Consider the following 13,489-nt stretch of genomic DNA (forward strand, 5'->3'; position numbering starts at 1 on the left):
ATGAGCACCAGTCTTCAGCCACTTGGCCACCTGTCACCGGGTCAAGATCTAAACGGCTATATCCAGTCGGTGAACCGTATCGCTGTGCTTACTGCTGAAGAAGAGCATGAGCTTGCCCTGCGGTTGCATGAAGAGAATCATCTGGAGTCGGCCCGTCGACTCGTCATGTCGCACCTGCGTTTCGTGGTACATATCGCGCGCAGCTACAGTGGCTATGGCTTGCAGCAGGCGGACCTGATCCAGGAAGGCAATGTCGGCCTGATGAAAGCGGTCAAGCGCTTTGATCCCCATCAGGGCGTTCGCCTCGTGTCCTTTGCCGTGCATTGGATCAAGGCCGAGATTCACGAGTTCGTGCTGCGCAACTGGCGCATCGTGAAAGTCGCGACCACCAAGGCCCAGCGCAAGCTGTTCTTCAACCTTCGCGGTGCCAAGAAGCGTCTGGCATGGCTGAACAATGAAGAAGTGGACGCCATCGCAGGCGACCTGGACGTCAAGCCATCGGTGGTACGCGAGATGGAAAGTCGTCTCTCGGCACACGATGCCGGCTTCGATGCGGGTCCCAGTGATGACGAGAGCTCCGCTTACCAGGCGCCGGTCAATTATCTCGAGGACCACAGTCTCGATCCGGCGGCTCAGGTCGAGCAGCAGGATCTGGAAGATGACTCCCACGGGCGTCTGCTCAAGGCACTGGCAGCATTGGATGAGCGTTCGCGCGATATCCTCCAGCAGCGCTGGTTGAGCGACAACAAGGCGACGTTGCACGAGCTGGCAGACATCTACAGTGTCTCGGCAGAACGTATCCGTCAGCTGGAAAAGAACGCCATGAAGAAGCTGCGTGAATCGATGGGTGACATGAGCGAAGGGTTCGCTGCCTGACACTCCCTCGCTGACTTCCCGCAGTAGATGAAGCCCCGCCGGTGTTCCGGCGGGGCTTCTGTCGTTGAGGGACAGTGAAACGACCGGCTATGGCAGTAGACAGTTGTATCGTGCAACAGAATGTTTCATTCTGTTGCACTACGCTAAGCGGTCATTTCCCTTCCTCATTGGTGGCTATGTGGACCCGATTACCTCGCGTCAACCAGGCACACATTCACTGTGGCGCATCCTTGGCATCAATGTCGCTTTGCTGGTGGTGTTGGGCGGGCTGTTTCTGGCGGGACAATGGTTTGATGTCCGCGAACAGGAGATGCAACGCCTCGAAGCGCTCGATACGCAACTGCACATCTCGACTGAACAGCTCGTGGCGGATGTCGCCCGCGAGATGATGGTGCTCGAGCGTGTGTTGCACGAGGAGACACCAAGGCAGTGGAGAGGCTCGCTCGAGAGTGCGCTGGGGCGTCATCCGGCGCTGGTCTCCCTGATGATGGTGCCGTTCGCCGATTATCGTGGCAGCAGCCTCAATCAGATCGGTGTCGGGCGCAGCTGCAAGTGGCAGCTCTCGCAGGCCGAGGCGCAATCCCTGCCCGGCAGAAGCAATCTGTTGTTCGGTTCGGCATTGCCTCTCGGGTCCGGACAGCCCGGCTTGCCTTTCTATCGCCATATGCAGCTCGAGGACAAGGCGTGGCTGCTGATCGGGTGCCTGGATTTCTCGGAGTCCAGAAGTCTGCTGGCCAATCCGGGGGCGGATGACGGGCAGCGCCTGCGCCTGTTCTCGACCAACGGTCTGCTGCTGTTTTCCAGCCCCCAGGAGCACGCGCTGGGGGTGACGGGAAAGTTGCCGTTGCCGACGCTGGCCAACATGGGCAAGTACATCTCCGAGCGTGGCGTGCGGCGCTATCACGTGGACGGCTTTGATGGCCGTCCGCGCATGGCGGCGGGCAGTTTTATCGCACCACTCAAGCTGTTCAGCGTCGTCAGTCAGCCCGTCTCGAGCCTGTGGTGGGTCTGGTGGCAGCGTATCTGGTTCGGTCTGCTGCTGGGGGGCATCTTCCTGGTGGTGCTTGGCGTGATGATCGCGCGTGCCGAGCGGCAACGCAGTGAGCGCCACGATGAGCTGGAGGGCGAGCTTGAATCGATGGCGGCGCGCTCGCGTACTCTGGTGACCTTGATGGATAACCTGCCCGGTGTGGTGTATCGCATCGAGGTCAACACCGGCACGCTGACCTTCATCAGCAGTGGTGCCGCGGAATTGTTCGGCCGTTCAGCCGAGTCTCTGGTCGGGGCCGGCATCACCCTCAATGAGCTGATCCATCCCGAGGATCGCCCGTCCGTCGCGTCGGCGCGTCACTGGGCGATGTGCGCTCAGATGCGTCATGAACAGGTGTTCAGAATCGTCGCGGATCACGAGCGCTGGGTGCTGGACCGCAGCGTGATGATCGAGGGAGAGGAGGGTGTACGTTACTGGGAAGGCCTGCTGCTGGATATCAGCGCCCACAAGGAGTCGGAGCGTCAGCTCGACTACCTGGCGCGCCACGATGCCTTGACGGGGCTCTACAACCGCAAGGCCTTCATGGCGGCGGCGGATGAGCGGGTCGCGATCGGAGGCGTGATGATCTATGCCGACATCGATCGCTTCTCGACGGTGAATGATGGCCTGGGGCATGAGGCGGGGGATCAGCTGCTGGTCTCGATCGGTGAGCGCCTGCGGCGCATCCTGCCGCCCGGTGGCCTGGTCGCGCGTCTCGGGGCGGATGAGTTCGGCCTCTATTTCCCTCAGGTCGGCGAGCAAGCCGAGCAGATCGTGGCCGATGTCCAGCAGAAGCTGGAGCGCCCCTTCACGATTCTCGGGCGTCCCTTGATCATCAGCCTGACGGCCGGTTACTCCTTGGCCGAGGCAGATGGTGATGCCCAGGCGTTGATGCTCAATGCGGACGTGGCGCTCTATCATGCCAAGTCGCGTGGCGATCATGCCCTGCGCTGGGAGTCCTCGCTGGACAAGCATGTCGCCTCGCGCATGACGCTGGAGCAGGACCTGCGTCAGGCCATCGAGCGCCAGCAGCTCTTCCTTCACTACCAGCCGCAGCTGAACGCGGCGGGAGAGCTGCTGGGGGTCGAGGCGTTGCTGCGCTGGCAGCATCCTGAGCTGGGCATGATCTCTCCGGCCCAGTTCATTCCGCTCGCGGAAGAGACGGGACTCATCTTCCGGCTGGGGCGTTTCGTGCTGGAAGAGGCCTGCGCCCAGATGGTGCGCTGGCAGGAAAGCGGCCTTTACATGCCGCGCATGGCCGTCAACCTCTCGGCGCGCCAGCTGACCTCGGGCTATGAGCATGAAGTGATCAGCGTGCTCGAGAGTCAGAATCTCGCGCCGACGCGCCTGGAGGTCGAGGTCACGGAGACCCTGTTGATCCAGGACATGGAGGGTGGGCTCAGCGTGCTTAGAGCGCTGCGGGAGCTTGGTGTGCGTGTGGCGCTGGATGACTTCGGGCAGGGATACTCGTCACTGTCCTATCTGTCTTCCCTGCCGCTGGATGTGCTCAAGGTCGACCGCAGCTTCGTGATGAAGATGGACGCCCTGGCGGAAGATGCGTCCGAGCAAGGGCGCGGCGGTCAGGTGGCCAGCGAGCAGGGAGCCAATGAGCAGGCCATCCAGCTGGTAGGTGCCATCATCAGTCTGGGGCATTCGATGGGGCATGAGATCGTGGCGGAAGGTGTCGAGACACAGGCGCAGTTCGAGGGGCTCAAGCGATTGCGCTGCGACAGTTATCAGGGCTACCTGCTGGCACGCCCGATGACGGCGACGGCCATCGTCGAGCGCTATGGGCCTGGCAACTGAGTCTGCACGTGAAGGTGGCATGAAAAAGCCCCCGTCTCTTCGAGGCGGGGGCTTTTCTTTTGCTCAAGCGGAGGGCCGTCAGACGGCAATCCGCTCCTGGCTGCTCAGCAGCAGGTCGCGACTCAACAGTCTCCACTGTTCTTCCCAGTGCTCGGTGGGTCGCTTGCGATAGTCGCTGCGAACATACTGTCCGATGCGGCCTTCGGCACTGGCCAGCAGAAGATTGGCTGCGGCTGTCACGGTAATGGCAGGCCGCAGGCCTTCACGAGGCTCGGCCTCGCGCAGCACCTGCTTGAGCTGGGTCTCGAGACGTTCGAACAGCTGCGCCATGCGCACGCGCAGACGAGCCGTCTCCCCGGTCAGGGCATCGCCGTTGAGCAGACGGCACAGTCCGGGATTCTTCTCGGCAAAGCCAAGCAGCAGGCTCAGGATATGGTGCACCCTGGCATGAGCCGTATCGTTGTCCTGCAGAATCAGCGCGATGCGCTCGAACAGGGTGCTCTCGATGAACTCGATCAGCCCTTCGAACATGCGCGCCTTGCTGGGGAAGTGACGATAGAGTGCAGCCTCGGAGACGCCGACCTGACGTGCCAATGCCGCGGTGGTGATACGTTTGCCGCTGTCCTCTTCCAGCATCAAGGCAAGTGCCTGGAGGATCTGTTCGCGACGTGATTGTTTTGGATTCGCCTGCGTCATGGAATCTTGTCATTTCTCGCGGCCTGCAGCGATGTGCTGCGGGCGGGTCCGTGTCCTGAGGCGTGTCGCTGGCCTCGCGCGAATCACCGGAAGTCTGGCCCCGGCTTTATGCTCTTCATGCCTTGGAGGTGTCCGGATCAGCATTGCTGATCAAGGTGCCGACACCGGCATTGGTGAAGATTTCCAGCAGGGTGGCATGCGGTACGCGACCATCGATGATGTGTGCACTGCGCACGCCCTGCTTGACGGCATCCAGCGCGCAGCTGATCTTGGGCAGCATGCCGCCATAGATGGTGCCATCCTCGATGAGTCCATCCACCGCTTCGGTGGTCAGCCCCGTCATGACTTCGCCCTCGGCGTTCAGAAGGCCGGCGACGTTGGTCAGCAGCATCAGCTTCTCCGCCCCCAGCGCTTCTGCGACCTTGCCGGCGACCAGGTCGGCATTGATATTGTAGCTGCGTCCCTCATCGTCGACGCCGATCGGCGCGATCACCGGAATGAAGTCATTGCGGGTCAGCAGCTCGATCAGATCCGTCGAGACATGCTCGACTTCACCGACGTGACCGATATCGATGATTTCCGAGGCATTCATGCCCGGCATGTGGCGGGTGACCTTGAGCTGACGCGCGCGAATCTGGCCGCTGTCCTTGCCGGTGACGCCGATGGCCTTGCCGCCGCACTGGTTGATCAGATTGACGATGCCCTTGTTGACCAGGCCGCCCAGTACCATCTCGACCACATCCATGGTCTCTGAGTCGGTCACGCGCATGCCGTCAACGAAGCGTGATTCGATGTTCAGCTTCTTGAGCAGGGCGCCGATCTGAGGGCCGCCGCCGTGCACGACCACCGGATTGATGCCGACTTCCTTCATCAGCACCATGTCGCGGGCAAAGGAGTCGATCAGGGTATCTTCGGTCATGGCGTTGCCGCCGTATTTGACCACCACGGTCTTGCCCGAGAACTGCTGGATATAGGGCAGGGCTTCGGACAGGACCTCGACCACCTGGTGCGGGTCGCGGTTGGCGTGGCTCATCAACGTATCACTCCACAGAAATTGGGTCCGAAAGGAGAGTTCGGACGCTGTCACTCGAGACTATCACTTGCGTTACGCCTGCGCGCACCACGTCATGGAAAGAGGTGATGGCAACCGGCGCTGCCATGGGAAAGAGTCACCCGGGCCGGGGAGTCAGCGGACCGGCACGGCGGTCATCCTGCTGCCGCGCCGGTCGTTGATCGCCTGCCCGGGCCGATCAGAACGCCTCGATCAGAACGGGGCGGTGATGCTTGGCTCGGCCTGCTTCAGTGCGGCACGGAAGCTGTCCTTGATGCGCTCCAGCGCCGCCTCTGACTTGCCTTCGAAGCGCAGTACCAGCACCGGTGTGGTGTTGGAGGCGCGGCACAGGCCCCAGCCGTCGGCGTAGTCGACGCGAATGCCATCCAGCGTGGTCTTCACGCCGTCGTCACCGAAGTCACCTTCGCTGGCCAGTCGCTCGACGATAGCGAACTTGGTCTCATCGGTCACTTCCACGTTGATCTCGGGGGTGCCCAGATCCTGCGGATAGCGTGCGAAGAAGGTGTCGGCATCGACATCCTGCTTGGCGAGGATTTCCAGCAGGCGCGCCGCGCCGTAGAGGCCGTCGTCGAAGCCGAACCAGCGCTCCTTGAAGAAGATATGGCCGCTCATCTCGCCGGCCAGGGCCGCGCCTGTTTCCTTCATGCGCGCCTTGATCAGGGAGTGGCCGGTGCGCCACATTTCCGGTGTGCCCCCCGCCTTCTCGATCACGGTGGCCAGGTTGCCGGTGCACTTGACGTCGAAGATGATGCGCGCGCCCGGTACACGTTCGATGAGGTCTTCCGACAGTGCCATCATCAGACGGTCGGGATACAGGATCTCGCCCTTGGGCGTGACGACGCCGAGGCGATCGCCGTCGCCATCGAAGGCCAGACCGATGTCCGCGCCGGTTTCCTGCATGGTTCTGATCAGGTCCTGCAGGTTTTCCGGCTTGCCCGGGTCCGGGTGATGGTTCGGGAAGTTGCCATCGATCTCCTCGAACAGCGGGATGGTCTCGACGCCGAGGCGACGGATCAGCTCCGGGCCCAGCTCACCGGCCACGCCATTGCCGCAATCGACCACTGCCTTGAGCGGACGCTTGACGACCACGTCGCCGGTAATCTGATCCAGGTAGCGTTCGCGCACGTCTTCTTCACGCAGGCTACCTTCGCCTTGCGCCAGATCGCCTTCCTGCAGGCGGCGATAAAGGTCGGTGATGGTGTCGCCGGACAGGGTCTCACCCGCCAGCACGATCTTCAGACCGTTGTAGTTGGCCGGGTTGTGGCTGCCGGTCAGCATTACGCCGGAGCGGGTGCCTTCCAGGATATTGGTGGCGTAGTAGAGCACCGGGGTCGGCACCATGCCGATGTCGATGACATCACGGCCGGCATCGCGCAGGCCGGCAATCAGCGCCTTGGACAGGCGCGGGCCGGAGAGGCGACCATCGCGGGCGACCACGACGGTGGACTCACCGCGTGCCGCGGCTTCGCTACCGATGGATTGGCCGATGGCGCGCACGCCGTCTTCGGTGAGGGTCTCATCCACGATGCCACGGATGTCGTAGGCGCGAAAAATTGAAGCGGGTACCTGACTCATGGTGCATCCCTGTCGGTTGAATCAATCGTGAGAAGTCATGGCCGGCATGCCGTGCGAACACTATCGCGGCATGCCGACGGGTGCGGCTAGCAAGCGGTTCCATCTGTCACGGAGCGCTGTCGGGTTTCGGTGGCGAGTCGTCTGCAATGAGCTGTCAGTGACGGCCTGTCAGTGACGACCCGTCAATGACGACCAGAATGGCCAAAGCCGCCTTCACCGCGCTGGCTGGCCTCGAATTCCGTGACCTCGACCAGTTCGGCCTGTACAACCGGGACTAGCACGTACTGTGCCAGTCGCTCACCGGGTTCCAGCACGAACTCGCTGTCGCCGCGGTTCCAGACCGAGATCATCAGTTCGCCCTGGTAGTCGGAATCGATCAGACCGACCAGATTGCCCAGCACGATGCCGTGTTTATGCCCCAGACCGGAGCGCGGCAGGATCATGCCGGCCAGCGCCGGGTCGGCGATATGGATAGCCAGGCCGGTGCGCACCAGCTCACAGGCGCCCGGGGCCAGTGTCAGCGGGGCATCCAGCAGTGCGCGCAGGTCCATGCCGGCACTGCCGGGAGTCGCATGGTGGGGTAGCGGGTAATCGCGAACGCGCTCGTCGAGGATCTTGAGTTCGAGCCGGGGGCGGGTCATCTAAGGTGTTTCCTGGTCATCGATGGCGGAGGTCGCCATGTTCAAATTGGCGGCGCCATGGAGGGCGCCGTCTTGATGCAGTGCCAGTGCGCGCTCGAGAATCGCACGCGCCAGCGCAATCTTGGGACAGGCCGCGATGGCCTGTTCATGCAGTCTGTCATTTGCCTGGCCGGGGTGTCGCCATACCAGGGTGGCGGCATTGCTGTCACTGCCGAACCCCAGTCCCGGGGTGCTGACGTCATTGGCCACGATCATGTCGAGACGCTTGCGTGTCAGCTTGTCGCGGGCATAGCGAAGGACATCGCGAGTCTCGGCGGCGAAGCCGACCACCAGCGGAGCGGGCTGTCCGCTGGCGCGCCGCGCCTGACTCTGCTCGGCAATGCCGGCAATGATATCGGGATTGCGGATCAGATGGACCTGCATCTGTTCTTCGCCGGCCTGCTTCTTGAGCTTGTGCTCGGCGACAGCGGCAGGTCGGAAGTCGGCGACGGCGGCGCAGCCGATGAAGACCTGGCTATCCTGCAGCGCCGCTTCGGCAGCGCCTTGCATCTGCAAGGCTGACTCGACATCGATGCGCTCGACGCCAGGCGGTGTGGGCAGGGCGACAGGCCCACTGATCAGGCGAACTCTTGCGCCCAGTGCCGCGGCTTCGCTGGCCAGGGCATACCCCATCTTTCCGGAGCTGTGATTGCTCAGATAGCGCACCGGATCCAGCGCTTCCCGGGTTGGACCGGCGGTGATGGTGATGGTCAGGCCCGCTGCCGGCAATGGTGCCGGCTCGCCCTCGTCGAGCAGCGCGCTCAGACCGGCGACGATCTCCTCTGGCTCGAGCATGCGCCCGGCTCCCACGTCGCCGCACGCCTGTTCGCCCCTGGCCGGGCCGAGCAGCGTCCAGCCATCGGCACTGAGCTGCCGGGCGTTGCGCTGGGTGGCGGGGTGCGCCCACATCGCCTGATTCATCGCCGGGGCCACGACCCAGCGTGCGCTGTTGGCCAGGCACAGGGTAGTGATCAGATCATCGGCACGGCCATGGGCCAGGCGGGCCATGAGGTCGGCAGTGGCGGGGGCGATGAGAATGACCTCCGCCCAGCGCGCCAGCTCGATATGTCCCATGCCGGCCTCTGCCTCAGGATCGAGCAGCGAGGTATGCACGGGATTGCCCGACAGCGCCTGCAGGGTCAACGGCGTGATGAAGGCCTGGGCACCTTCGGTCATGGCGACGCGTACCTCGCCCCCGGCCTTTTTCAGCAGACGAGTGATGAGCGCCGCCTTGTACGCTGCGATACCGCCGCTGATGCCCAGCAGAATGCGCCGTCCGGCGAGTGAGTGCATGGTGTCCTGCATCCCTGATCCGTCAATGTCAAAGCTCTCGCGTTCGCCTCTACCATATCACCGTGATGCAACCTTGCGTAGCGTCGCTGGCCGGGCACGCCGTCTGTCGCGGGTGCGGACACTGACCTGTCGCGGTACGACGAGCCGCGAGCCAGGAAGGCTCAGCCAGCCAGAAAGCGCGCCAGGCATGCAAGCGTTGAGAGTGACGCTGGCGGCAGTGACGGGCGAAGACCACGCTTCTCAGTCCAAATGCTGATGTCGCGTCATGCTCCTTGGCGTGTCGGTGGGCCTGCCCTGAGGCAGGCATGGCCACTCTCGTGGCGCGCCGGATGTCAGCATCACTGTCACGAGAGGAGAGTGTGCATGGGCATCAGGGAGTGGCCAATCGGGGAGCGGCCCCGTGAGAAGCTTCTGTCATCGGGGGCTGCTGCGCTGTCAGATGCCGAGTTGCTGGCAATCTTCCTGCGAGTGGGAATCAAGGGGCGTTCGGCGGTGGACCTGGCGCGCGATCTGTTGACCACCTTCGGCGGGCTGCGCCCACTGCTGGAAGCCAGTCAGCAGGATTTCTGTGCTGCGCGAGGCCTGGGAGATGCCAAGTATGTACAGTTGCAGGCGTCGCTGGAGCTGTCCCGTCGACACCTGGAAAGCCTGTTGATGCGCGGCGCGGCATTGACCTCACCGCTGCTGGTACGGCGCTACCTCTCCTCTCATCTGCGTGATCTGCCACATGAGGTCTTCGCCGCACTCTTCCTGGATAGTCAGCATCGCGTCATTCGCTTCGAGACACTCTTCACCGGCACGCTGGATGCTGCTGCCGTCTATCCGCGTGAAGTGGTCAAGCGGGCGCTGGCGCTCAACGCGGGCGCCTTGATACTCGCCCACAACCATCCCTCCGGAGTGGCGGAGCCCAGTGATGCCGATCGTCGTATCACCCAGCGCCTGGAAGAGGCGTTGGGGCTTTTCGATATCCGGGTGCTGGATCACTTCGTGGTGGGGGACGGCGAGGTGATTTCCTTCGCCGAGCGTGGCTGGTTGTGAGCCAGGCACCGCCTCGGTCTTGCGCGACCTCTTTCGACAAGGCGCTGAGACGAGAGCAGGGGGTAAGAGAAGGAAGAAGAAGGAGCGGATGGGAAGGAGGCGCCCTGCGGATGTCCGGTCTGGTCAATTGTCGGGCCTGCCGGGTGACAGGGATTGCAAAACAGGGCGTCGATTGTGGTAATGTTGCGCCTCCCGTACCACCCACCACAGAATTCGCGACCACTCTGGCCGACATTGGCTGAGTGAAGCGTCTGGCTAAGCAAGCGTCTGTACCGATGTGACAGCTCGGGCGAAGCGTGTTGGCGAAAAAAATCCGTCTTGGGCGTGCTTTCGCGTTCCTCTTCGGGTAAAATGCTGCGCCTGCACGTTCCAGTACCCTGAAGCTTGTCTTCCGGAATGGACGTAACACACTTTGAAATCAGGGCATGAGGCGGCGCCTGCCACTTCCGGTTTGCCCGACAGGTTTTGAACAACTTAGCCAACGCAGCGGTTGGAGGCTCCAATGTCCAAAGTATGTCAGGTTACCGGCAAGCGCCCGGTGACTGGTAACAACGTTTCTCACTCCCAGCGCAAGACTCGTCGCCGGTTCCTGCCGAACCTGCACACCCACCGTTTCTGGGTTGAATCCCAGCAGCGCTTCGTCAAGCTGCGCGTCTCTACCAAGGGCATGCGCATCATTGACAAGAAGGGTATCGACGAAGTCCTCAAGGACCTCACTGCACGTGGCGAGCGCTTCTAAACACTAGAAGACAGCCCCTGTAGCAATGGCAACCGAGCCGAGGGCAACGCTCTCAATCGTTCGGTGAATGCGACTGTGGAAGGAAACTGAAAATGCGTGACAAGATCAAGTTGGTGTCAAGTGCCGGTACTGGCCACTTCTACACCACAGACAAGAACAAGCGTAACACTCCGGACAAGCTTGAATTCAAGAAGTACGATCCGGTCGTTCGCAAGCACGTGATGTACAAGGAAGCCAAGATCAAGTGATCTTGTCTCCCGCCAGCGTGCTGTCGGAACCCTCGAAAACCCGGTCCTGACCGGGTTTTCGAGTATCTGGATGTCGGAGTTCCGGCATCCTGCAACAGGGTGGCGGCTTCTGTCGTCACCCTGTTGTGCGTCTGGCGGTCAGTCGAGGAGGAAGCATGCCCGAATTACCGGAAGTCGAGACGACTCGCCGTGGTATCGCGCCATTGGTCGAGGGCCAGGAGGTCACCGAGGTGATCGTGCGTCAGCCACGGCTGCGCACGCCAGTACCGAGTGAGCTGGCGGAGTGGCTGGTGGGGCAGCGTTTCGGTGAGCTCTCGCGCCGTGCCAAGTACCTGCTGTTGCCGATCGCCGATGGCCACCTGCTCTGGCATCTGGGCATGTCCGGCAGTCTGAGGCTGGTACCCATCGGCACGCCGCCCCGTACGCATGACCATGTCGATGTAGTGCTGGGCAATGGCCAGGTGTTGCGCTATCACGACCCGCGTCGCTTCGGTTTCGTCGACTTCGTGCGCGGTGACCCGCACGCTGACACACGTCTGGCGAGGCTCGGGCCGGAGCCCTTGTCGGACGCCTTCACCGGTGAGCTTCTCTTCGCGCGCTCGCGCAAGCGACGCGTGGCGATCAAGCCTTTCCTGATGGACAACGCCAATGTGGTCGGCGTGGGCAACATCTACGCCAGTGAGGCGCTCTTCATGGCTGGCATCGACCCGCGTCGTCCGGCGGGGGAGACCTCTCTGGAGGAATATGAGCGCCTCGCCGAGGCCTCGCGCAGCGTGCTGGCGGCTGCCATCGAGCAAGGCGGTACCACCTTGCGTGATTTCGTCGGTGGTGATGGCAAGCCCGGCTACTTCGCCCAGCGCCTCAACGTCTATGGGCGAGGGGGCGAGCCCTGCCGTGAGTGTGGCCATGAGATCATGAGCCTGGTGCTCGGGCAGCGTGCCAGCTGCTTCTGCCCTCATTGCCAGAGCTAGTGCCGTTCGTGCCGGCACGGGTCAGACATGTCTCGCTGGCCCTTGATGATCACTTGACCGGAGGCTCCGTGACCGGGGCCGCCATGACGACTAGAATGGCCCCATTCGGGCGCGCCCTGTCGTCGTCCTGTCCCTTTCCCTGTCTTATGGATGATTCCCGTGACTGAACGTCTGCGCCTGAAGAAGAATGCTGATCGCCGCCTCAAGGCTGGCCATCTGTGGCTGTACTCCAATGAAGTCGATACCGTCGCGACGCCGCTCAAGAATTTCGAGCCGGGTGCCCAGGCGATCATCGAGGCCAGCAACGGCCGCGCGATGGGCGTTGCCTACGTCAACCCGAACTCGCTGATCTGCGCGCGTATCGTCTCGCGCAACCCGGAACAGCGTCTGGACCGCTCGCTGCTGGTGCATCGCTTCAACCAGGCACTGTCGCTGCGCGAGAGCCTCTATGACAAGCCGTTCTACCGTCTGGTCCACGGCGAGGGCGACCTGCTGCCGGGTCTGATCGTCGATCGCTTCGGCGACGTGCTGGTCTGCCAGCTCAACACCTTCGGCATGGAGCGACTGGCGGAAGTGATCGTCGATGCGCTCTTGAAGGTCGTCAAGCCGACCGCCATCGTGTTCAAGAACGATTCCAGCGGTCGCCGTCAGGAACAGCTCGAGCGCAACGTCGAAGTCGTCTATGGCGAGCTGCCGGAAAGCGTGCTGCTGGAAGAGAATGGGGTCCAGTTCAGCGCGCCGGTACTGGATGGCCAGAAGACCGGCTGGTTCTATGACCACCGCGACAACCGTGCCTGGCTGAATCGTCAGGTGGCAGGCAAGCGCGTGCTGGACCTGTTCAGCTACGTCGGTGGCTGGGGGGTGCAGGCGGCGGCGCATGGCGCCAGCGAAGTGCTGTGTGTCGACGCCTCCGGTGCGGCACTTGAGCGTGTCTCGGGCAACGCCGTGCTCAACGGTGTCGAAGATCGCGTCTCCATCGCGGAGTCGGATGTCTTCGAGGCACTGACGGCCCTGCGCGCGGAAGGCGAGCAGTTCGACGTCATCATCGCGGATCCGCCCGCCTTCATCCGCAAGCGCAAGGACATCACCAACGGTGAGCGCGCCTATGCACGCCTCAACCGTGAAGCCATGCGTCTGCTGGGCCGCGACGGTCTGCTGATGTCCGGCTCCTGCTCCATGCATCTCGCGCCGGAGCGCCTGATGGATGTGGTGCGTGGCGCCGTGCGTCACCAGGACCGCCACGGTCAGGTCATCTTCCAGGGCCATCAGGCCAGCGACCACCCGGTGCACCCGTCCATCCCCGAGACCTCCTACCTCAAGGCGCTCGGTGTGCGGGTCTATCGCGACTGAGATCGAGTCTCGGGTCGCGACCAGGAGCGCGATCGGGATCGCGAGCGATGAACGTGTCCTTTGACACGAACGACAACGCCGCCCTTCGGGGCGGCGTTGTCGTTGATGGCTTCCG

Annotated in this window: 12 protein-coding genes; 7 read left to right on the plus strand and 5 right to left on the minus strand. The window is 62.7% G+C overall.

Annotation, left to right across the window (positions count from 1 at the left end; genetic code table 11):
* Both rpoH and ACZYGA_RS11845 read left to right on the plus strand, forming a co-directional pair.
* On the plus strand, window positions 1–876 hold the full coding sequence (gene rpoH, locus ACZYGA_RS11840) for an RNA polymerase sigma factor RpoH (protein ID WP_084207803.1): 876 nt from the start codon (window positions 1–3) through the stop codon (window positions 874–876).
* A gap of 178 nt (window positions 877–1,054) precedes the next feature.
* Window positions 1,055–3,712: a putative bifunctional diguanylate cyclase/phosphodiesterase gene (locus ACZYGA_RS11845; RefSeq protein ID WP_139345486.1), complete on the plus strand. Its 2,658-nt coding sequence runs from the start codon at window positions 1,055–1,057 to the stop codon at window positions 3,710–3,712.
* A gap of 78 nt (window positions 3,713–3,790) precedes the next feature.
* On the opposite strand, the gene slmA is transcribed toward ACZYGA_RS11845, so the two are convergent.
* From slmA to coaBC, 5 genes are all read right to left on the minus strand, one after another.
* Window positions 3,791–4,408 (minus strand): nucleoid occlusion factor SlmA, encoded by a 618-nt coding sequence (slmA, locus tag ACZYGA_RS11850; protein ID WP_077377757.1) that lies wholly within the window; start codon window positions 4,406–4,408, stop codon window positions 3,791–3,793.
* A gap of 115 nt (window positions 4,409–4,523) precedes the next feature.
* A complete protein-coding gene (argB, locus tag ACZYGA_RS11855) occupies window positions 4,524–5,441 on the minus strand; it encodes an acetylglutamate kinase (RefSeq protein WP_084207805.1) in 918 nt (305 codons plus the stop codon).
* 231 nt (window positions 5,442–5,672) lie between these two features.
* Window positions 5,673–7,055, minus strand: a complete 1,383-nt coding sequence (locus ACZYGA_RS11860; RefSeq protein ID WP_084207806.1) for a phosphomannomutase/phosphoglucomutase — start codon at window positions 7,053–7,055, stop codon at window positions 5,673–5,675.
* A gap of 182 nt (window positions 7,056–7,237) precedes the next feature.
* On the minus strand, window positions 7,238–7,696 hold the full coding sequence (dut, locus tag ACZYGA_RS11865) for a dUTP diphosphatase (protein ID WP_077377766.1): 459 nt from the start codon (window positions 7,694–7,696) through the stop codon (window positions 7,238–7,240).
* Window positions 7,697–9,028, minus strand: coding sequence for a bifunctional phosphopantothenoylcysteine decarboxylase/phosphopantothenate--cysteine ligase CoaBC (coaBC, locus tag ACZYGA_RS11870; protein ID WP_404626272.1), 1,332 nt, complete (start codon window positions 9,026–9,028; stop codon window positions 7,697–7,699).
* Window positions 9,029–9,391: 363 nt separating this feature from the next.
* Between coaBC and radC the strand changes: the two genes are divergently transcribed.
* The 5 genes from radC to ACZYGA_RS11895 all read left to right on the plus strand — a co-directional run bounded on the left by radC (window position 9,392) and on the right by ACZYGA_RS11895 (window position 13,374).
* Window positions 9,392–10,066 (plus strand): RadC family protein, encoded by a 675-nt coding sequence (gene radC / locus ACZYGA_RS11875; protein ID WP_077377769.1) that lies wholly within the window; start codon window positions 9,392–9,394, stop codon window positions 10,064–10,066.
* 502 nt (window positions 10,067–10,568) lie between these two features.
* Entirely contained in the window at window positions 10,569–10,805 is a 237-nt protein-coding gene (gene rpmB / locus ACZYGA_RS11880; protein WP_043336270.1) for a 50S ribosomal protein L28, read from the plus strand.
* A 92-nt stretch (window positions 10,806–10,897) separates the two neighbouring features.
* Window positions 10,898–11,053, plus strand: coding sequence for a 50S ribosomal protein L33 (rpmG, locus tag ACZYGA_RS11885; RefSeq protein WP_016417370.1), 156 nt, complete (start codon window positions 10,898–10,900; stop codon window positions 11,051–11,053).
* A gap of 155 nt (window positions 11,054–11,208) precedes the next feature.
* Window positions 11,209–12,024: a bifunctional DNA-formamidopyrimidine glycosylase/DNA-(apurinic or apyrimidinic site) lyase gene (gene mutM / locus ACZYGA_RS11890; RefSeq protein WP_054556537.1), complete on the plus strand. Its 816-nt coding sequence runs from the start codon at window positions 11,209–11,211 to the stop codon at window positions 12,022–12,024.
* 159 nt (window positions 12,025–12,183) lie between these two features.
* A complete protein-coding gene (locus tag ACZYGA_RS11895; RefSeq protein WP_077377772.1) occupies window positions 12,184–13,374 on the plus strand; it encodes a class I SAM-dependent rRNA methyltransferase in 1,191 nt (396 codons plus the stop codon).
* Window positions 13,375–13,489 lie beyond the last annotated feature (115 nt).

It is taken from the genome of Cobetia sp. BL01, from assembly GCF_056493605.1.